Origin of the sequence: Sphingomonas sp. CFBP 13706, from assembly GCF_014842355.1 — a bacterium.
Lineage (GTDB): Bacteria > Pseudomonadota > Alphaproteobacteria > Sphingomonadales > Sphingomonadaceae > Sphingomonas > Sphingomonas aerolata.
The window spans coordinates 73,635-93,811 of record NZ_JACYVM010000003.1 but is presented as its reverse complement, the minus strand read 5'-3'; the positions used below and the strand labels follow the sequence as shown (position 1 = coordinate 93,811).

The window sequence follows — 20,177 nt, the reverse complement described above, 5'->3', positions numbered from 1 at the left end:
CTCCGCATGACGGCGTCGGCCGGCCGTGGCGAGGGTGATCGCAGCGTGACGCCCGGCGTCGCCACCCCGGGCGAGGCGCATCGCCGTCGCCTGCCGGTGGTGCTCGCGGGCGCATCGGTCGGCGCGGTCGCGATCGCGCTCGTCCTGCTGATCGGTCTCGCGGTCGGCCATTGGCCGTTCGATTTCGACCGCGCGATCATCCTCAACCTGCGCGCCTGGGGCGGGCCGTCCTGGCTGCCCAAGGTCGCCGCCGACGTCACCGCGCTCGGCGGCGGCGTCGTGCTGACGATCATCGTGGTGCTGGCGGCGGGGCTGCTCGCGGTCCAGCGGCTCTGGCTCAGCGCGGCGGCGACGCTCGCTGCAAGTATCAGCGGCGGGATGGTCGTCGCGCTGGTCAAGACCGAGGTCGCCCGGCCGCGACCCGACATCGTCGACCATCTGGTCCAGGTGTCGAACATGAGTTTCCCGAGCGGGCATTCGGCGAACAGCGCGATCGTCTATCTCACGCTCGCCGGGCTCGCGTCGCAGGTCACCGTGTCGAATGCGGCGCGGCGCTACATCCTCGTCATGGCGATCCTGATGGTCGGGGCGATCGGATGCAGCCGCGTCTATCTCGGCGTCCACTGGCCGAGCGACGTGCTCGCCGGGTGGAGCTTCGGAACGCTGTGGGCGCTCGGCTGGTGGCTCGCCACGGCGCGCGCCCGGGCGGCGATCGGCGGCGAGCGCCACGCCTTTGGCCGCCCGCCCGCCGACGCCTGATCGGGCCCGTCTTTAGCGCTGGCGCTCTGCGAGCGTGCGTTCCCAGGCCAGCGCATCGCGGACGATCCCGTCGAGATCGGCATGGCGCGGCTGCCAGTCGAGCGTCGAAAGGATCGCGCTGTTGTCCGAGATCAGCATCGCCGGATCGCCCGCGCGACGCCCCTCTAGGCGGCGGTCGATCGTCATGTTGGTGACCTTGTCGACCGCATCGAGCACCTCGAGTACCGAGAAGCCGGTGCCATAGCCCGCGTTGAGCGTGTGGCTCTTCGTCGGCTCGGCGACCAGCAGGTCGAGTGCGGCGACATGCGCGGCGGCAAGGTCGCTGACATGGATATAGTCGCGCACGCCGGTGCCGTCGGGAGTGGCGAAATCGGTGCCATAGACGCCGACATGGCTGCGCTTGCCCGTCGCCGCCTCGACCGCGATCTTGATCAGGTGAGTCGCGCCGACCGTCGACTGGCCGCTGCGCCCCTGCGGATCCGCGCCCGCGACGTTGAAATAACGCAGCGCGGCATAGTTGATCGGGTGCGCCGCCGCGACGTCGCGCAGCATCGCCTCGGTCATCAGCTTCGACATGCCGTAGGGATTGATCGGCACGGTCGGATCGCCCTCGGCGACCGGCACCTTCTCGGGCGTGCCATAGGTCGCCGCGGTCGACGAGAAGATGAAGTGCGGCACCCCTTCCGCCACCGCGCTCTCGATCAGCGACCGGCTGGCGGCGGTGTTGTTGCGGTAATATTTGAGCGGGTCGCTGACCGATTCGGGCACCACGACCGAGCCGGCGAAATGCATGATCGCGCGGACCTTGTGATCGCGGATCGCCGCGCGGACTTTCGCATCGTCAGCGACGTTCGCCTCGACCAGCGTCGCGCGGGGATCGACCGCCCAGTCGAAGCCGGTGACGAGATTGTCGACCACGACCACCTCATGCCCCGCGTCGAGCAGCGCCAGGACCGCATGGCTGCCGATATAGCCGGCGCCGCCCGTTACCATCACCCTGCCATCAAGCCTTGGACCGTCGATCACATGCGTCTCCTCTTTGTTGCGGGGTAGCGGCTTCCTATCTTGGCGGAAAGGAGATCGTGATGACGGATTATGTAACGCTGGCGGGCGGGTGCTTCTGGTGCACCGAGGCCGTGTTCAAGGACGTGATCGGCGTCGAGAGCGCCGAGAGCGGCTATATCGGCGGGCACGTGCCCGATCCGACCTACAAACAGGTGTGCGGCGGCGACACCGGCCATGCCGAGGCGATCCGGATCGGCTTCGATCCCGAACAGCTGAAGCTCGGCGATTTGCTCGACATCTTCTTCGCGACGCATGACGCGACGACGCTCAACCGGCAGGGCAACGACGTCGGTACGCAATATCGTTCGGCAATGTTCCCCGCCGACGACGCGCAGAAGGCCGAGATGCAGGCCGCGCTCGAGCGTGCGCAGGCGGACAGCGCCAAGCCGATCGTCACGACGATCGAGCCGATGACCACCTGGTACGAGGCCGAAGGCTATCACCAGGATTATTGGGAAACCTCGGGCCGCTCCAACCCCTATTGCATGGCGGTGATCCCCCCCAAGCTGCAGAAGCTGCGCAAGAGCTTCGCCGCACGGTCGAAGGCAGCGGTGAGCGCATAACGGCAGCATGGCTGAACAGGCGGCGCCACCCACCTCGTCATCCTGACGAAAGTCAGGATCCAGGGTTACGGGGGTACCGCCTGTGGCTCTGGGTCCTGACGTTCGTCAGGATGACGAGAGCGTCAGCGGTGCGCAGCGCGGCGGAGGCGGTCGTTGATCGCCTCGCCGATGCCTTCGGACGGAATGGGTGCGACGGCGATCCGCGCCGCCGCATTCGCGTCCGCGGCATGGAGCAGGTCGAACAGCTTCGCGGCGGCTTCGACGAGGTTTGCCGAGGTGGAGAGCGATATGTCGCCCGCTACGTCACCAAACCCGATCAGCCATTCTTCGGGCTCGGCATAGAGCGCGTTCAACCGAAGCAACTTGCGCGGCGCATAATGGCTTTCGAGCTGCCCGGGCGCCGTAACCCCACGCCCCCCCGGCGAAGGCCGGGGCCCAGTTGCGGGACGATCGTGAGGCCCGTCGTCCTCCGTTACAGCGACCTTTCCATCTGCGCCCCGGCCTCCGCCGGGGAGGTGGTTGAGCAGAGCCGCGCGGGTCACCGGCCCCGGCCGCAGCACCGTCCGCCCCGCCACGATCGTCGACTCGAGCCCCGCCTCGGTCGCGCCATCGTCGAGGATCAGCGGCGCGTTCCCCCCCAGACTCGCCGCGACATGCGCCGCGGTCGTCGGCGAGATCCCCCCGCTCGCATTGGCCGACGGTGCCGCGAGCGGCCGCCCCGATGCCGCGATCAGCGCCTGTATCGCGCGGTGCCGCGGCACCCGGATCGCGATCGTGTCGAGCCCCGCGGTCACCAGCGCCGCGATCCCCGAATCGCGGCGCACCGGCAGCACCAGCGTCAGCGGCCCCGGCCAGAACGCCGCGGCCAGCGCGCGCGCATCCGCATCGAACACCGCGATCCGTTCGGCCGCGGCGAGATCCGCGACATGCACGATCAGCGGGTTGAAGCTCGGCCGTCCCTTGGCCGCATAGATTCCCGCCACCGCCTGCGCGTCGGTCGCATCCGCGGCGAGTCCGTAGACCGTCTCGGTCGGCACCGCGACGAGTCCGCCGGCGCGAATCATCGCCGCCGCCTGCGCGACCGCCGCGGTGCCGTAGGGTAAAATCAGGGGGTGTGGACGCGTCATTCTGAAGGCCTATAGCGGGCGCAAAGCATAGCGATAAGAGGATGCCATGGCCTTCACCCCAGCAACCACCGAACAGCGTTTCGTGCTCGATCACGTCGTGCGGATTGGCGAACTCGCCGCCACCGACCGGTTCGCCGCCGCCAGCGACGACGTCGTCGACGCGGTGCTCGAAGGCGTGGGACAGTTCGCCGCAGGCGAATGGGCGCCGCTCAACCGCGCAGGGGACACTGTCGGCGCGAAATGGACCCCCGACGGCGTCGTCATGCCCGACGGCTTCGCGCAGGCGTACAAGGACTATGTCGAGGGCGGCTGGGGCACGATCGGCGTCGAGGAGGAATGGGGCGGGCAGGGCCTGCCCTTTGCGATCCAGACCGCGGTGCTCGACACATTGGGCTCGGCGAACATGGGCTTCGCGCTCTGCCCGACGCTGACCGTCGGCGCGATCGAGGCGCTCGCGCATCACGGCAGCCCGGAGCAGCAGGCGCTCTACCTCCCGCATCTCGCGACCGGCGAATGGACCGGCACGATGAACCTGACCGAGCCGCAGGCCGGCTCCGACGTCGGCGCGCTCCGCGCCACCGCGACGCCGCTAGGTGACGGCAAATGGTCGATCAAGGGCACCAAGATCTACATCTCGTTCGGCGATCACGACATGGCGCCGAACATCGTCCACCTCGTCCTCGCGCGGACGCCCGGCGCGCCCGCGGGCACCAAGGGCATTTCGCTCTTCCTCGTGCCGAAATACCGGCTGAACGACGACGGCACGCCCGGGGACTTCAACGATGTCCGCGTCGTCTCGATCGAGCACAAGATGGGGCTCCACGCCTCGCCCACCTGCGTGCTGAGCTTCGGCGATAATGACGACTGCGTCGGCGAGCTGATCGGTGCGGAACTCGGCGGCATCCGTGCGATGTTCACGATGATGAACAATGCGCGGCTCAATGTCGGGCTTCAGGGCGTGCAGGTCGCCGAGGGCGCGACTCAGGGCGCGGTCGCCTATGCGCTCGACCGGGTCCAGTCGGCGCGTGCGGGCTCGCCGAACAAGGAGTCGGTCAAGATCGTCGAGCATCCCGACGTCCGCCGCATGCTGCTGCGGATGAAGGCGCAGACCCAGGCGGCGCGCGCGCTCGTCTATTATGCCGCCGGGCAGGTCGACCGCGCCAATATGGGCGACGCCGCGGCGCGCAACCGCCTCGAACTCGTCACCCCGCTCGCCAAGGCGCACGGCACCGACATCGGCAACGAAGTCGCCTCGCTCGGCATCCAGGTGCATGGCGGCATGGGCTATGTCGAGGAGACCGGCGCCGCGCAGTATTTCCGCGATGCGCGCATCACGCCGATCTACGAAGGCACCAACGGCATCCAGGCCGCCGATCTGGTCGGCCGCAAGCTCGCGCTCGACAATGGCGGCGCGTTCGCCACGCTGATCGCCGACATCCGCGCGGAAGCCAAGGACGAGCGGCTGCTCGCGCTCGTCGACGCCTGCGACGCAATCGGCCGCCGCCTCGCCACCGCGGACGCCGACGACAAGCTCGCCGCGAGCTACCCCTTCCTGACGATGCTGTCGGTCGCGACCTGCGGCTGGCTGATGGAGCGCCAGGGCGCGGTCGCCGGCACCGACGATTTCGGACGGATGAAGGCGGCCTCGGTGCGCTTCTACCTCGAACAGATCGTCCCCGAAGCCATGGGCCTCGTCGCCGCCGCCAGCGCCAGCGCCGCGGTGCTCTACGCGATCGAACCGGCGCTGTTCGCGGCGTAAGCCCCCCTCCCGTCATCCTGACGAAAGTCAGGATCCAGAGCCACGCCCTCAGGCGTCCGCGGCCCTGGATCCTGGGTCGAGCCCAGGATGACGGAGGGGGCTGGCGTACACCCCATTCCCAAACACCCCACCCCCGTTCGCCCTGAGCGCAGTCGAAGGGCCGCCCCAAGCCTAGGTGCTTCGACTTCGCTCAGCACGAACGGCGGGGGTGAGGGGCGGTGGCGGGGGATGTATGCGCGCGGCGGCGGGGGACGTATGCACGCGACGGCGGGGGACGTACGTGCATGTGGCGCACGCCCGCCCCAGAACCGCGGCCATGCACCCCAACAGCCCCCACCCGCCTTTCGCCACTCGACGGCCGCGCCACACGCACGGTAAGGGTCAACCCAAACGAGGACCCCCCGACCGATGTTCGATCTCGACGCTTACCTGACCCGTGTCGCCATGCCCGCGCGGCCCACGCTCGATTCGATCGGCCTCGGCCGGTTGCAGCTGGCGCACCGGCTCGCCATCCCGTTCGAGGATCTCGATGTCGTGCTCGGCCGCGGCATCGCGATCGACAGCGCCTCGGTGTTCGCCAAGCTCGTGACCGCGCGCCGCGGTGGCTATTGCTTCGAGCATAACCGGCTGTTCCTCGATGCGCTTGCCGAACTGGGCTTTGCCGCCCGCCCGGTGCTGGCGCGCGTCTGGATCGCCGCAACCGAAGTGCCGCCGCTCACGCACACCTTCGCGCTGGTGACGATCGACGGGCAGGCCTGGATCGCCGACACCGGCTTCGGCGGCAGCTACACCCCCGTGCTCCCGCTCGCGGACGGCGCCGAGGCGACCGCGCCCGATGGCGCGCGCTTCCGGCTCGAGGCGACCAGCCGCGATCACGGCGAACAGGGCTGGATGCTGCTGCGCGACGGCGATCCGATGACCACCGACGGACGCGGCGCGAGCGGCGGGTTCCAGCCGCAATACAGCTTCACGCTCGCCGAGGTGTTCGACGCCGATCTGCTGCTCGGCAATCACTGGACGTCGACCGCCCCCGCGAGCCGCTTCACCCAGACCGCGATCGCCAGCATCGTCCTGCCCAACGGCTTCGCCTCGCTGATGGGGCGCACCTATCGTCGGCGGTCCGGCACCGACACGGCCAGCGGCGAGATCACCGACCCGCGCGTCTACCGGATCCGCATGAGCCTGTTGTTCGGGATCGACCTGAGCGTCGAGGACATCGCCGCGCTGAAGCTGTTCTGAGTCACCCGCCGCGCGGGATCACCCCGCGGGGCGGCTCAGGCCCGCTCGTGCGCCAGCAGGTCGCGCGCGTCGAGGCCGAGCAGGTCGATATGCCCAAGGATGCGCGGCCAGTGCGTGGTGACGAACGTCTCGCGTTCCGCCACACGCAACGCCTCCGCGGCCCCCGGCAGGACGAACATGCCGACGCCGCGCCGGACCTCGACATAGCCATCGTCCTGGAACGTCTGATAGGCCTTGGCGACGGTCAGCGGGTTGGCGCCATGCTCGGCGGCAAAGGCACGGACCGAGGGCAGCTGATCACCCGCGCGATAGTCGCCGCGTAATATCCCGGCGGCGATCGTGGCGCGGAGGCGGAGATATACGGGGCTGTCTTCGCTGCTGAGCGCTGTCATGCTGCCTTAATACAGCAATTGGCCATTTCGTCGAGTCCTAGGGCCGCCAGCGCGAGACGACACGTTCCATATCGGGGCGGGGCCGTTCGTCGAGCGGCCGCGACGGCGTGCCGACGAACAGGAACCCGGCGATCCGCTCATGGCCCTCGCCGAACGCATCGCGCACCGTGTCCGAATAGCTCGGCCAGCCGGTCAGCCAGCCGCCCGCAAAGCCCAGCGCATGCACCGCGTGGAGCAGGTTCATGCACGCCGCCCCGGTCGACAATTCCTGTTCGAACACGGGGATATGGCTCGGCTTGGGTGACGACAACACGACGACCAGCGCCGGGGCCTGGTGCGCGAACTGGTCGAGCGCCTCGATCTCGGTCCGCGACGCGGTCGGCCGCTCGACGCGGTACGCATCGATAATCAGCGCGGCGAGCGCGGTGCGCTGGTCCTGGCCGACCACCACGAAGCGCCAAGGCGCGAGCTTGCCATGATCGGGGGTGCGGGCTGCGATCGCCAGGATCTGCGCGAGCTGATCGGCATCGGGACCGGGCGCGACAAGGTCGCGCGGCTTGCCCGAACGGCGGGTCGCGAGCAGCGAAAGCGGGCTGGAAGTGTCGTTGAACATCGCCCCGCAGATAGGCACGGGGCGCGGCAATTTACAGCCGCATCCGCGATTTAGCAGGCGGTCCCGCGGCCACCGATATTTACAGTCCCGGCTTTGCCGCTAGGTAAGGCCGCAATGAAGCCGCCGCGTTCGACGGCGGCCCAGCGTTTCAGGGAGCGTAAAAGATGGTGGACACCCCGACCGCGGATACGCCGCGAGAGCCGGATATCACCCATGTGAACCCCGCCAGCGGGGAGACGTGGTTCGGCCATCCCCGCCAGCTCGCGCGACTGTTCACCACCGAAATGTGGGAGCGTTTCGGTTATTACGGCATGCGTGCGCTGCTCACGCTGTACCTCACCAAGCATTTCGTGTTCGGCGACCGCGAGGCGACCGGGCTGTACGGCGGCTATACCGCCCTGGTGTATCTGACGCCGCTGGTCGGCGGCTATCTCGCCGACCAGTATCTCGGCTCGAAGCGCGCGGTGAAGTTCGGCGCGATCATCATGGCGATGGGCTATCTGCTGCTCTGCTTCGGCGGCGAGACCGCCAAGCCCTATGCGACGATCGCCAACCAGCGCTACGAGATCCAGGTCGTCGAACAGGCCGACAGCGAGGTCCGCTACCTCGTCGACGGCGCGAACAAGCTGAAGATCAAGGGCAATGACGACGGCACCGTCTCGCTGCTCGCCGCCGACGGCGCGGTCGCGCGCACGGTCGAGAAGGGCGGCTTTGAATCGGGCGCGGAACGCAGCAGCTTCTACGTCACGATCATGCTGCTCGCACTCTGCATGATCTCGGTCGGCAACGGCTTCTTCAAGCCCAACATCTCGACGATGGTCGGCGAGCTTTATGCGCAGGGCGACAAGCGCCGCGATGCCGGGTTCACGATCTTCTACATGGGGATCAACCTCGGCTCGCTCTTCTCGCAGCTGCTCTGCCCGTTTCTCGCGGTCGCGTTCGGCTGGTGGGCCGGCTTCGGGCTGGCGGCGATCGGCATGCTGTTCTCGTGGACGCTGATCCAGTTCGATGGCGGCAAACTCAACGGATACGGCGAGCCGCCGGTGCGCAGCGGCCCCGATCGCGCGCTTGGCATCTATGCGCTCGCGCTGCTCGGTATCCCGATCTTCTACCTGCTGTTCGTCAACCTGATGAACGCCGAGCCGCCGGTGCCGGGGTCCGGGATCATCGGCTACATCGTCTCGCTGTCGCTGATGGGCAAATTGCTGTTCGGCACGTTCCTGGTCGCGGTGCCGGGCATCCTGATCTGGTCGTTCGTCAACGGCGAGCGGCGTGAGTTCCAGATGATGCTCGCGGCGATGGTGCTGATCGTCTTCAACGTCGTGTTCTGGACGCTGTTCGAGCAGGCGGGCTCGAGCCTCACGCTGTTCGCGGATCGCAACACCGATCTCAGCGTCTTCGGCCTGTTCAGCATCTCGGCCGGGCAGACTCAGTTCTTCAACGCGTTCTTCATCGTCGCGCTCGCGCCGGTGATGTCGATCCTGTGGACCAAGCTCGCCGCCCGGGGCATCGAGCCGTCGATCCCGGTCAAGTTCGGCATCGCGCTGATCGGCGTCGGCGTCGGCTTCCTGTTCCTCGTCTGGGGCGCGAGCATGGTCGGCCCGACGTTCAAGGTCGCGATCTGGTGGCTCGCCGGGCTCTACTTCATCCACTCCTTCGCCGAGCTCTGCATCTCGCCGGTCGGGCTCAGCATGATCACCAAGCTGTCGATCGCGCGCGTCGTCGGGCTGATGATGGGCGTGTGGTTCCTGTCGATCTCGGTCGCGCAATATGTCGCGGGCATCGTCGCGCAGGTCGCCAGCGTCGAGACGGTCGGCGGTCAGGTGACCAATCTCAAGGTCAGCCTCGACACCTATGCCGGCGTGTTCTGGACGATCGGGCTGGTCTCGGCGGGGATCGGCGTGCTGCTGCTGCTGATCTCGCCGCTGATCAAGAAGTGGATGCACGGGGTCCAGTAAGGCCGCTGGACCTACCGACGCATCATTCCCCATGATCCGTCATCGCCTAACGATACGTCATCCCCGCGAAGGCGGGGATCCAGACACTCTGCGGTTCGTAAGTGACCACGGGTCGCCAGTCTGGATCCCCGCCTGCGCGGGGATGACAATTATGAGAGGGTAGGGCCCGATCAGATCCGCGTCATCGACAGCGCTTTCTCGCCATAGCGCGGCCCCGCGGTGCTGCCCCTCGGCGCCGCCGCATCGAGCTTCGCCAGATCGTCCGCCGACAGCGTGACGTCGGCCGCCTTCATGCTGTCCTCCAGCGTGACGCGGCGCTTCGACCCCGGGATCGGCACGATGTCGTCGCCCTGCGCCAGCAGCCACGCCAGCGCGACCTGTGCCGGGCTCGCCCCATGCGTGTCCGCGATCGCCTTCACCACCGCGACCATCTCCATGTTCTTGGCGAAGTTTGCGTCCGAATAGCGCGGATCGTTCCGCCGATAGTCGCCCTCGGGCAGGTCCGATCGCGCGGTGATCTGCCCGGTCAGGAACCCGCGGCCGAGCGGCGAATAGGGCACGAACCCGATCCCCAGCTCACGGCATAGCGGCAGGATTGCGTCCTCGACCCCGCGCTCCCACAGCGAATATTCGCTCTGCAATGCCGCGATCGGATGCGTCGCCGCGGCACGCCGGATCGTGTCGAGCCCGGCCTCCGACAGTCCCAGATGCCGCACCTTGCCCTCGCGCACGAGCTCGGCCATCGCGCCTACCGTATCCTCGATCGGCACGCCCGGATCGACGCGGTGCTGGTAGAGCAGGTCGATCGTCTCGACGCCGAGCCGCTTCAGCGATCCCTCGCACGCACGCCGCACATTGGCAGGCGTGCTGTCGACGCCGGTCATGCCATTGTCGTCATAGCGGAAGCCGAACTTGGTCGCGATCACGACGCCATCGCGCTTGCCGCGGATCGCCTTGCCGAGCAGCTCCTCGTTGATCAGCGGACCATAGATTTCGGCGGTGTCGAACAGCGTCACGCCCAGTTCGATCGCGCGGTGGATCGTCGCGATGCTCTCGTCGGCGGGGGCGCTGCCGTACATGTCCTTGCCGACCCCGGCCATCGGCATGCAGCCGAGACCGAGCGCGGAAACCTCGAAATCAGGGCCGAGCGTGCGATATTTCATGCGGAATCTCCTCGGCGCCGCCGCCGTGATCGGACCGCGCCGCGACGGAGATAGTGACGGCGGTGTCCATCGTCACGTTCCCGACGGTGCGAAACAGGTCGGGAATGGTCTCCACCGCGATGAGCAGGCCGAGCACTTCGAGCGGGATGCCCATCGCCAGTGCGACCGGCGCGACCGAGGCGACGAAGCTGATCGTGCCGGGCAACGAGATCGATCCCATCGTCGTGATCGCCGCGGTCGCGACGCCCGCGGCCATCTGCCCCGGCCCGATCGGCAGCCCCAGCCAGTGCGCGACATAGAGCGCGACCGCGAGGTTCATCGCCGGGCTGGTCGCGCGGAACACCGCGACCGACAGCGGCAGGACGATCCCGGCGGTGGCGGGCGACGCGCCGAGCTCGGTCGAGGCCTTCAGCATCGCCGGCAGCGAGGCGAGCGACGACTGCGTGCTGATCGCCACCGCCTGCGCCGGCGCGACCGCGCGCGCGAACCGGCCCAGGCTGACCCGGCCGCCGATCATCCCGATCGGATAGGCGCTCAGCAGGACGATGAAGCCGATCGCCGAGACGCAGACGATATAGTGCAGCAGCGCGCCGAACGCCGCCGTCCCGGTGCGCGCACCGACCCCGTAGGCGAGCGCGAAGATGCCGATCGGGGCGAGCTTCAGCACCCATTTGATGATGATCAGCAGCGCGTCGACGACCGCCTGGAAGAAGCCGGTCAGCACGCGACGGCGATCGTCGGGCAGCTTCGTCACGGCAAAGGCGAACGTCAGCGCGAACACGGTGAGCGGCAGGAACGAATCGCTCGATGCCGCGGCGACGATGTTGGTCGGCACGATCGTGTCGAAGAACGCGCCGATCCCGGGCACCGGCCCGACCGGGGCGGCACCGGTCAGCGCGGCGCGCAGCGCGGCGCCGAGTCCGCGTGGCAGCGGGAAGGCATCGAGGATCAGCGGCATGACCAGCGCGGACATGATCGTCGAACTCCACAGGATGACGACGATCATCACCATCGCCCGCATCGTGATCCGCCCGGCGCGTGCCGCCTCGGTCGTCGCGCCGATCCCGGTGACGAGCAGCCCGACGACGAGCGGCACGATCACCATCTGCAACCCGTGCAGCCAGGCCGCGCCGATCGGCTGGGTCACCGCCGTCGCCGCGAGCGCGTGGGCCGGCGACCAGGCGGCCGCGGCGATGCCGATCCCGATGCCGCCGAACAGCGCTGCGAGTATCCGTGTAGTCTGCGACATGCTCGCCCTTCGTGTTCCACCGCGCTATCAGCGATGCCAGAGAGCGATACCGGACGGAAAGCATTGACGATGGCAAGGAAATATTTCGGCACCGACGGCATTCGCGGTGCCACCAACGCATCGCCGATGACCGCGGAGATGGCGATGAAGGTCGGGATGGCGGCGGGCGCTTATTTCCTGCGCGGCGATCATCGCCACCGCGTCGTGATCGGCAAGGACACGCGGCTGTCGGGCTATATGCTCGAATCCGCGCTGGTCGCAGGGTTCACCAGCGTCGGCATGGACGTGGTGATGGTCGGGCCGATGCCGACGCCTGCGGTCGCGATGCTGACCCAGTCGATGCGCGCGGATATCGGCGTGATGATCTCCGCCAGCCACAACCCCTATGCCGATAACGGGATCAAGCTGTTCGGCCCCGACGGCTTCAAGCTGTCCGACGAGGCCGAGACCGCGATCGAGGCGCTGATCGACGGCGACGTGCCGCTGGTCGCGTCGAGCAAGATCGGCCGCGCGCGCCGGATCGACGATGCGCAGGGGCGCTACATCCATTTCGCCAAGTCGACCTTCCCGGAAAATCTGCGGCTCGACGGGATGCGGATCGTGCTCGATTGCGCGAACGGCGCCGCCTACAAGGTCGCCCCCTCGGCGCTGTGGGAACTCGGCGCGGACGTCGTCGCGATCGGCGTCACGCCCGACGGCACCAACATCAATGATGGCGTCGGCTCGACCGCACCGCAGGCGCTCGCCGAGACGGTCGTCGCGAGCGGCGCGGATATCGGCATCGCGCTCGACGGCGACGCCGACCGGCTGATCGTCGTCGACGAGACCGGCACGATCGTCGACGGCGATCAGCTGATGGCGACGATCGCGGCAAGCTGGGCGCGGCAGGGGCGGCTCAAGGGCGGCGGCCTCGTCGCCACCGTGATGTCCAATCTCGGCCTCGAACGCCATCTCGCCGCGCAGGGGCTCGGGCTGGTCCGCACCCAGGTCGGCGATCGCCACGTGCTCGAAAAGATGCGCTCCAGCGGCTATAATGTCGGCGGCGAGCAGTCGGGGCACATCATCCTGAGCGACTATGCCACGACCGGCGACGGCCTGGTCGCAGCCCTCCAGATCCTCGCCGAGGTCAAGCGCTCGGGCGCGCGCGCGGGCGAGGTGCTCCACCGGTTCGAGCCCCTGCCGCAACTGTTGAAGAACGTCCGGTTCGGCGGCGGCAAGCCGCTCGACGACGAGGCGGTGAAAGCGGTGATCGCGCAGGCCGAGGCCGAGCTCGCCGGCAAGGGGCGGCTCGTCATCCGCCCGTCGGGCACCGAACCCGTGATCCGCGTGATGGCGGAAGGGGATGATCCGGGCCAGGTCGGGCGCGTCGTCGACCGGATCTGCGACGCCGTCCGCAAGGTCGCCGCCTGATGCTCGAGATGCGCCCCGCCTGCGAACGCTGCGCCGCCGAGCTTCCCGCCGACGCGCCCGGCGCGTTCATCTGCTCGTACGAATGCACCTTCTGCGCCTCCTGCGCGGACGCGCTCGACGAGCGCTGTCCCAATTGCGGCGGCGAACTCCTCGACCGCCCGACCCGGTTCGGCGACGCCCCGCCACAGAGACCGGCCTCGGGCCGGCGGCACTAGACCCCTCTCCAAACCTCAACCACCCCGGCGAAGGCCGGGGCCCAGTTGGAAAGGTCGAGGTAACGGATCGCTGCCCTCCGTCAGGAGCAGTCCCCAACTGGGCCCCGGCTTCCGCCGGGGAGGTGGCGGGGGCCCTGTCCCGCACCGCACCGACTATGCCATAGCCCGACCCATGACCTCCAACCCCGCCCGGCACCGCCAATGACCGCGAGACTCCTCATCATCGCCGGCTCCGATTCAGGCGGCGGCGCCGGCATCCAGGCGGACATCAAGACCGTCACGATGCTCGGCGGCCACGCGATGACCGCCATCACCGCGATCACCGCGCAGAACACGCTCGGCGTGCAGGCGGTCCACCCCGTGCCCACCGACATCGTCCTCGCGCAGATCGACTCGGTCGTGGCCGACATCGGCGTCGACGCGGTGAAGATCGGCATGATCGGCTCGGCAGAAACTGCCAACGCCGTCGCCGACCGCCTGACGTCAATGTTCTCCCGCGACCCGATACCGATCATCTTCGACCCGGTCATGATCGCCAGCAGCGGCTCGGTGCTCGCCGACCCCGACACGATCGCCGCCTTCGCCCGCCTCATGCGGATCGCCACGCTCGTCACCCCCAATCTCCCCGAACTCGCCGCACTCGGCGGCGAGGCGGCGGTGCGCGCGCTCGGGCCCGCCGTGCTCGTCAAGGGCGGCCACGCCGAAGGCCCGCGCGTCACCGACCGCCTCGTCACCGACGCCGGCGAAACGCGGTGGACCAACCCCCGCATCGAAACCCGCCACGCGCACGGCACCGGCTGCACGCTCGCCAGCGGCATCGCCACCGGCCTCGGCCAAGGCATGCCGCTCGACGCAGCCATCGCGCGCGCGATCGCGTTCGTTCGCGCCGCACTTGCGCAGCCGCCGGGGCTTGGCGCAGGGCACGGGCCGATGGGGCACGCGCTCGGCGTCAGCCCGTTCGACCAGCTGAAAGACCGCACATGCCCGGCATGAAACACGAAAAGCTCTGCGTCGGCCCCGTCGCCGGCGTCGACGAGGCCGGTCGCGGTCCGCTCGCCGGCCCGGTCGTCGCCGCCGCGGTGATCCTGCCTGCAAAGGGCGTGCCCCGCGGCATCGACGATTCGAAGAAGCTCTCCGCCTCCGAGCGCGAACGGCTCTGCGCGCGGCTGAAAAGCTGTGCGATCGTCGGTATCGGCATCGTCGAGCCCGACGAGATCGACACGCTCAACATCTACTGGGCGACGATGAAGGCGATGACGCTCGCGGTCGACGCGCTCGCCACCGAAATCGGCCACGCGCCCGGCCACGTCCTCGTCGACGGCAACCGCCTGCCGCGCTGGAGCTACCCCGCCACCCCGCTGGTCGGGGGCGATGCAAAATCGCTGTCGATCGCCGCCGCCTCGATCGTCGCCAAGCACACGCGCGACCTGATCATGATCGCCGCCGCCGACGTCCACCCCGAGTACAACTGGCATTCGAACAAGGGCTATGGCTGCGCGCATCACATGAAGGCGCTGCGCGATCATGGCCCCACACCGATTCATCGCCGCAGTTTCGCCCCCGTCGCGGCGGCCTATCTGACGCGCGAGGGCCTTTTCGCGAAGGAAACGACGAGCTGAGTCTTTCGCGCCACACCCCAAGGGCTTGAGGCGCGAGTCTGTCACGACTCAACATCTGGGCGACGGCGACTCGTTTGGTCGCACCGACGGATTCGCGCCCGCGCGCCGTTCATCAAACTCTGCTTGACGGAGTCGGACAATTCCGCAGCTATGGGGGTCGACAAGGGGCGCAAAAACATGGGTTTGATCGACACGATCGCGCGGCCGCGCGCGGTAAAGAAGGTAGCGGCGCCGGCCGTGCAGCCCACGCTGCCGCTCGACCAGATCCTGCGCGGCGACTGTATCGAGCGCATGAAGGCGCTGCCGTCGAACTCGATCGACATAATCTTCGCCGATCCGCCGTACAATCTCCAGCTCGGCGGCGAACTCTATCGCCCCGATGGCAGCCATGTCGACGCGGTCACCGACGAGTGGGACAAGTTCGACACCTTCGCCGCCTATGACCGCTTCACCCGCGCCTGGCTGAAGGAAGCGCGCCGGATCCTCAAGGACGATGGCAGCATCTGGGTAATCGGCAGCTATCACAACATCTTCCGCGTCGGCGCGGCGGTGCAGGATCTCGGCTACTGGATCCTCAACGACATCGTCTGGCGCAAGACAAACCCGATGCCCAATTTCCGCGGCACCCGCTTCACCAACGCGCACGAGACGCTGATCTGGGCGTCGAAGGGCGAGAAGGCGAAATACACCTTCAACTACCGCGCGATGAAGACGCTCAACGACGAGCTACAGATGCGCAGCGACTGGGAATTCCCGATCTGCGGCGGCCCCGAGCGGCTCAAGAAGAACGGCACCAAGGTCCATCCGACGCAGAAGCCCGAGGCGCTGCTCTACCGGATCCTGCTCGCGTGCACCAAGCCCGGCGACGTGGTGCTCGACCCGTTCTTCGGCACCGGCACGACCGGCGCGGTCGCCAAGCGGCTCGGGCGCAGCTGGATCGGGATCGACCGCGAGGGCGAGTATATCGAGGCGGCGCAGGAGCGGATCGAGGCCGCGCTGCCGCTCGACGAATCCGCGCTGGCGACGATGATGAGCCCGCGCGCACAGCCCAAGGTCGCGTTCGGCGTGCTCGTCGAGAATGCCTATCTCGCGCCCGGCACGGTGCTGACCGACGGCAAGCGCCGCTGGCGCGCGACGATCCGCGCGGACGGCTCGCTGCTCAGCGATTGCGGCACGATCGGCTCGATCCACAAGCTCGGCTCGACGCTCCAGAACGCGCCCGCCTGCAATGGCTGGAGCTTCTGGCATTACGAGAGCGACAAGGGGCTGAAGCCGATCGACGACCTCCGCCAGACCTATTTGCTGGCGACGACGGTCTAGCGAATTGCCGTTCGTGCCGAGTAGAGACCGAGCGTAGTCGAGGGCTCGTATCGAGGTACATGTCCCTCGATACGGCATCTCGACGTGCTCGATGCCTATACGGGACGAACGGGATTAGCCGTTTGAACGGCATGCGGATTTGGGGAAAAGGGGGGCATGACCAGCCTCCACCTCCGCCCCGTCCAGTTCGTCGACACCCCGATCGGCCATCCCGACGGCAGCGTCGCGCGGCTCGCGGGCGGAATGCAGTGGTTCGCCGCCTATGAGGTGATCGAGCGCGGGACCCGTCGCACGATCCCCGTCGCCGACGTCGCCACGCAGGGCGAGCGCGCGGCGCATCTTCACGCGCTGATCACCGCGCCGCGCGCGCCGCTCGCGCTCGGCGAGCGCATGCTGCGCTTCGACCAGCCGCTCGTCGCGGCTATTCTCAACGTCACCCCGGACAGCTTCTCCGATGGCGGCAAGCATGTCGACGACCCCGCCGCCGCCGCCGCCGCCGGGATCGACATGGCCGCGGCGGGCGCGACGATGATCGATGTCGGCGGCGAATCGACCCGCCCCGGCGCGGCGGTGGTCTGGGAAGGCGACGAGATCGCCCGGCTCGTCCCCGTCGTCGAGCGGCTTGCCCGCGCCGGCGCGATCGTCTCGGTCGACACGCGCAAGGCCGGCGTGATGGCGGCGACGCTCGCCGCCGGCGCGCATATCGTCAACGACGTCGCCGCCCTGCTGTGGGACGACCGCGCGCTCGAGGTCGTCGCCGCCAGCGGCTGTCCGGTCGTGCTGATGCACTCGCCCGACCCCCGCGAGGGCGGCCACGGGCGGACCGGCTACGGAAACGTCGTCACCGACGTGTTCGACTGGCTCGAGGCGCGGATCGCCGCGGTCGTCGCGGGCGGCGTCGATCGCACGCGGATCATCGTCGATCCCGGCATCGGCTTCGGCAAGACGCTCGCCGACAATCTCGCGCTGCTCAACGGCCTGGCGATGTTTCACGGGCTTGGCTGCCCGATCCTGCTCGGGGCGAGCCGCAAGCGGCTGATCGGCGCTTTGTCGAACGAGGCCCCGGTCGGCGACCGGCTCGCCGGATCGCTCGCGCTCGCTCTCAAGGGCGTCGAGGCGGGGGTCCAGATCCTGCGCGTCCACGACGTCGCCGAGACCGTCCAGGCGCTGCGCGTCTGGCGCGGGATGCGCGACCTCGCACTCGTCGGCGGCTGACCCGGCGCCGATCTTCTGGTCACATGTTCGGGGCGGAATATCGCCGCATTGCAGCGAAATGCGCGATCGCGCATTAGACAAGGCGTCAGCAAGGAGCCTTTCGTTTGATCGTTACCGCAACACCGCGCCTCAGCCAGATCCTCAGCGAAGTCTGGCGCCCGTTGCTCGGGCTCTTTGTCTGGGACGTCGTGGTGACCATCACCTATTATGTCCTGCCCTTTCATGCGCCGTCGCTGCCGCTGACGCTGTTCGGCACCGCGCTCGCGCTGTTCCTCGGCTTTCGCGACAATTCCGCCTATCAGCGCTGGTGGGAAAGCCGCGGCCTCTGGGGGCTGATGACCAACGCCTCGCGCAGCCTCGCCCGCATGACGCGCAACCTGCTGCCCGAACCCGAAGGCCATGATCTCAAGCGGACGATCGTCCTGCGCCAGATCGCCTATGTGAACGCGTTGCGCTGTCAGCTCCGTCGCCAGCCGGTCGCGCCCGATGTCCTGCGGTTCCTGTCGGAGGACGAGGCGTCGTTCGCCCTCGCGCGGACCAATCCCGCCAACGGCCTGCTCGACGGCACCGGGCGGCGGATCGACATCGCCCGCCGCAACGGCTGGATCGACACGATCCAGCAGGCGTCGTTCGAACGGCTGCTGGTCGATATCGCCAACGCACAGGGCGGGATGGAGCGGATCAAAAACACCCCGCTGCCCAACCAGTACCGCTTTTTCCCGACGCTTTTCACCCGGCTGTTCTGCATCCTGCTGCCGATCGGGCTGGTCGAGACGCTCGGCTTCGCAACCCCGATCGGCTCGACGATCGCAGGGCTGATGTTCCTCGCGGTGCTTCAGATCGGCGACGATCTCGTCGATCCGTTCGCGGACACGATCCACGACGTACCGCTGAACGCGATGTGCCGGACGATCGAGATCGACCTGCTCCAGGCGATCGGCGACGAGGCCCCCGAGCCGCTGAAGCCCGTCAAGGGCGTGCTCTGGTAGGTCGCTGCCTTTAATCCGGCTCCAGGACAACGTCGCCCGGGGTCAGGCGACGTTGTCGATCCCGAGCTCCGCGAGCTTGCGGTACAGCGTCGACCGCCCGATCCCGAGACGCCGCGCGACCTCGGTCATCCGCCCGCGATAGTGACCGATGGCGAGCCGGATGAGGTCCGATTCGATCTCCTCCAGCGTGCGCAGATGCCCGTCGGCACTGAACAGCGTCACCCCGCCGCCACCGGCCGCGGTCGCGGGCTCGGGCCGGCGACGGCTGCCGAGCGCCGCGATCTGCGGGAAATCGGCGCGTGTCAGCGCATCGCTTTCGCACAGCACCGCGGCACGGAAGAGCGCATTCTGCATCTGCCGGACATTGCCCGGCCAGTCATATTGGACCAGCAGCGCCAGCGCATCGTCGGTGATGCCGAGCGGACGCAGTCCCGGCTGCTGCGCGATCCGCGCGAGCAGGTGGCGGGCAAGCGCCGGTATGTCGCCGGTCCGCTCGCGCAGCGGCGGGATCGTCACCTGCACCGCGTTCAACCGGTAATAGAGGTCCTCGCGAAACCGGTCCGCCTCGACCTCGTCGATCAGCGTCGTGTTGCTCGCGGCGATCACCCGGACGTCGACCTGCTGCGGATGCCGCGCACCGAGTGCATGGACGTCGCCCGTATCGAGCAGATGAAGCAGCTTGATCTGCGCGTCGATCGGCATCGCCCCGATCTCGTCGAGGAACAATGTGCCGCCGTCCGCCTCGCGAAACCGGCCGATCTTGCGCTCGAACGCGCCGGTAAACGCGCCTTCCTCGTGCCCGAACAGCTCGCTCTCGACCAGATTGGCAGGGATCGCGCCGCAATTGACGCTGATCATCGGGCGTTTGGCGCGCGGCGATGCCGCGTGGATCGCCTCGGCGACGACCTCCTTGCCGACCCCGCTTTCGCCTTCGAGCAGGATCGCGACGCGGCCGCGCGCGGCCTTGGCGGCGATCGCCAGCGCCGCGCGGAAATCGGGCGACGAGCCGACGATCTCGTCGAACGCGAGCAGCGCGGGGATCTTCTCGGTCAGCGGCCGCAGCTCGCCCGCGGTCGTCCCGGCGACGACCGCGTCGAGCGAGGCGAGCAGCCGGTCGGGCGCGAGCGGCTTGACCAGGAAGTCGGTCGCGCCTGCGCGCATCGCGTTCACCGCATGCTCGACCGAACCGTTCGCGGTCAGCATCAGGATCGGCAGCGCCGGGCGACGATTGCGCAGCTCGGCGATCACCGCCGATGCGTCCTCATGCGGTGCGGAATGGTCGAGGATGATCGCGTCGAGCTGCATCCCGTCCTGCGTGCCGAGCGTGGCGATCGCCATCTCGCCGTCGCTCGCGAACACGGTCCGCCAGCCGCCACGCGACGCCAGTGCGGACACCAGCCGCCGTTGTGCAGGCTCGTTGTCGATCAATAGTAGCAGGCGCTGCCCGTTGCGCGTCATGGCGAATCCTGTCCCGTTTGCGGACAGTCTTTAGCGTTTTCAGGTAAAGGGCGACTTAAATATC

The 20,177-nt window shown here is 68.3% G+C and carries 19 protein-coding genes; 12 read left to right on the top strand and 7 right to left on the bottom strand.

Features of this window, described 5'->3' with window-relative positions; genetic code table 11:
* Positions 1-6 precede the first annotated feature (6 nt).
* Positions 7-759, top strand: coding sequence for a phosphatase PAP2 family protein (locus IFS44_RS06955; protein WP_166746447.1), 753 nt, complete (start codon positions 7-9; stop codon positions 757-759).
* Positions 760-771: 12 nt separating this feature from the next.
* Here IFS44_RS06955 and galE read toward each other — a convergent pair whose 3' ends face one another.
* Complete coding sequence (gene galE, locus IFS44_RS06950) at positions 772-1,752, bottom strand: UDP-glucose 4-epimerase GalE (protein WP_192098195.1); 981 nt, start codon at positions 1,750-1,752, stop codon at positions 772-774.
* Positions 1,753-1,844: 92 nt separating this feature from the next.
* Between galE and msrA the strand changes: the two genes are divergently transcribed.
* Positions 1,845-2,387, top strand: a complete 543-nt coding sequence (gene msrA, locus IFS44_RS06945) for a peptide-methionine (S)-S-oxide reductase MsrA (protein ID WP_031395728.1) — start codon at positions 1,845-1,847, stop codon at positions 2,385-2,387.
* A gap of 122 nt (positions 2,388-2,509) precedes the next feature.
* Here msrA and IFS44_RS06940 read toward each other — a convergent pair whose 3' ends face one another.
* Positions 2,510-3,514 carry an L-threonylcarbamoyladenylate synthase gene (locus IFS44_RS06940; RefSeq protein WP_192097987.1) on the bottom strand — a complete coding sequence of 335 codons (1,005 nt, stop codon included), beginning with the start codon at positions 3,512-3,514 and terminating at the stop codon, positions 2,510-2,512.
* Between the two features lie 46 nt (positions 3,515-3,560).
* On the opposite strand from IFS44_RS06940, the gene IFS44_RS06935 reads away from it, so the two are divergent.
* Both IFS44_RS06935 and IFS44_RS06930 read left to right on the top strand, forming a co-directional pair.
* Positions 3,561-5,273: an acyl-CoA dehydrogenase gene (locus IFS44_RS06935; RefSeq protein WP_192097986.1), complete on the top strand. Its 1,713-nt coding sequence runs from the start codon at positions 3,561-3,563 to the stop codon at positions 5,271-5,273.
* A gap of 408 nt (positions 5,274-5,681) precedes the next feature.
* Entirely contained in the window at positions 5,682-6,512 is an 831-nt protein-coding gene (locus tag IFS44_RS06930; protein WP_192097985.1) for an arylamine N-acetyltransferase family protein, read from the top strand.
* A 35-nt stretch (positions 6,513-6,547) separates the two neighbouring features.
* Here IFS44_RS06930 and IFS44_RS06925 read toward each other — a convergent pair whose 3' ends face one another.
* The gene (locus IFS44_RS06925; RefSeq protein ID WP_031394568.1) at positions 6,548-6,904 is read right to left on the bottom strand and encodes a GntR family transcriptional regulator; all 357 of its coding nucleotides are present in this window, start codon (positions 6,902-6,904) and stop codon (positions 6,548-6,550) included.
* A gap of 37 nt (positions 6,905-6,941) precedes the next feature.
* Complete coding sequence (locus IFS44_RS06920; protein ID WP_031394567.1) at positions 6,942-7,517, bottom strand: nitroreductase family protein; 576 nt, start codon at positions 7,515-7,517, stop codon at positions 6,942-6,944.
* 164 nt (positions 7,518-7,681) lie between these two features.
* Here IFS44_RS06920 and IFS44_RS06915 point away from each other — a divergent pair, with 164 nt between their 5' ends.
* Positions 7,682-9,475 carry a peptide MFS transporter gene (locus IFS44_RS06915; RefSeq protein ID WP_183936093.1) on the top strand — a complete coding sequence of 598 codons (1,794 nt, stop codon included), beginning with the start codon at positions 7,682-7,684 and terminating at the stop codon, positions 9,473-9,475.
* Positions 9,476-9,645: 170 nt separating this feature from the next.
* Here the strand turns inward: IFS44_RS06915 and IFS44_RS06910 are convergent, their stop codons facing one another.
* Positions 9,646-10,638 carry an aldo/keto reductase gene (locus IFS44_RS06910; protein ID WP_192097984.1) on the bottom strand — a complete coding sequence of 331 codons (993 nt, stop codon included), beginning with the start codon at positions 10,636-10,638 and terminating at the stop codon, positions 9,646-9,648.
* On the bottom strand, positions 10,613-11,887 hold the full coding sequence (locus IFS44_RS06905) for a dicarboxylate/amino acid:cation symporter (RefSeq protein ID WP_056673571.1): 1,275 nt from the start codon (positions 11,885-11,887) through the stop codon (positions 10,613-10,615). Before IFS44_RS06905 ends, IFS44_RS06910 begins: the two co-directional genes overlap by 26 nt.
* Positions 11,888-11,956: 69 nt before the next feature.
* On the opposite strand from IFS44_RS06905, the gene glmM reads away from it, so the two are divergent.
* From glmM to IFS44_RS06870, 7 genes are all read left to right on the top strand, one after another.
* Positions 11,957-13,297: a phosphoglucosamine mutase gene (gene glmM, locus IFS44_RS06900; RefSeq protein ID WP_056673574.1), complete on the top strand. Its 1,341-nt coding sequence runs from the start codon at positions 11,957-11,959 to the stop codon at positions 13,295-13,297.
* Positions 13,297-13,512, top strand: a complete 216-nt coding sequence (locus tag IFS44_RS06895; RefSeq protein WP_031395385.1) for a DUF1272 domain-containing protein — start codon at positions 13,297-13,299, stop codon at positions 13,510-13,512. The genes glmM and IFS44_RS06895 overlap by 1 nt, the downstream gene beginning before the upstream one ends.
* Positions 13,513-13,713: 201 nt before the next feature.
* Positions 13,714-14,505: a bifunctional hydroxymethylpyrimidine kinase/phosphomethylpyrimidine kinase gene (thiD, locus tag IFS44_RS06890; protein ID WP_192097983.1), complete on the top strand. Its 792-nt coding sequence runs from the start codon at positions 13,714-13,716 to the stop codon at positions 14,503-14,505.
* A complete protein-coding gene (locus IFS44_RS06885) occupies positions 14,493-15,131 on the top strand; it encodes a ribonuclease HII (RefSeq protein WP_192097982.1) in 639 nt (212 codons plus the stop codon). The genes thiD and IFS44_RS06885 overlap by 13 nt, the downstream gene beginning before the upstream one ends.
* A gap of 177 nt (positions 15,132-15,308) precedes the next feature.
* The gene (locus IFS44_RS06880) at positions 15,309-16,451 is read left to right on the top strand and encodes a site-specific DNA-methyltransferase (protein WP_192097981.1); all 1,143 of its coding nucleotides are present in this window, start codon (positions 15,309-15,311) and stop codon (positions 16,449-16,451) included.
* Positions 16,452-16,607: 156 nt separating this feature from the next.
* Positions 16,608-17,666: a dihydropteroate synthase gene (gene folP / locus IFS44_RS06875; RefSeq protein WP_192097980.1), complete on the top strand. Its 1,059-nt coding sequence runs from the start codon at positions 16,608-16,610 to the stop codon at positions 17,664-17,666.
* A gap of 104 nt (positions 17,667-17,770) precedes the next feature.
* The gene (locus IFS44_RS06870) at positions 17,771-18,655 is read left to right on the top strand and encodes a bestrophin family protein (protein WP_031396098.1); all 885 of its coding nucleotides are present in this window, start codon (positions 17,771-17,773) and stop codon (positions 18,653-18,655) included.
* Between the two features lie 42 nt (positions 18,656-18,697).
* Here IFS44_RS06870 and IFS44_RS06865 read toward each other — a convergent pair whose 3' ends face one another.
* Positions 18,698-20,113: a sigma-54-dependent transcriptional regulator gene (locus tag IFS44_RS06865; RefSeq protein ID WP_031439238.1), complete on the bottom strand. Its 1,416-nt coding sequence runs from the start codon at positions 20,111-20,113 to the stop codon at positions 18,698-18,700.
* Positions 20,114-20,177 lie beyond the last annotated feature (64 nt).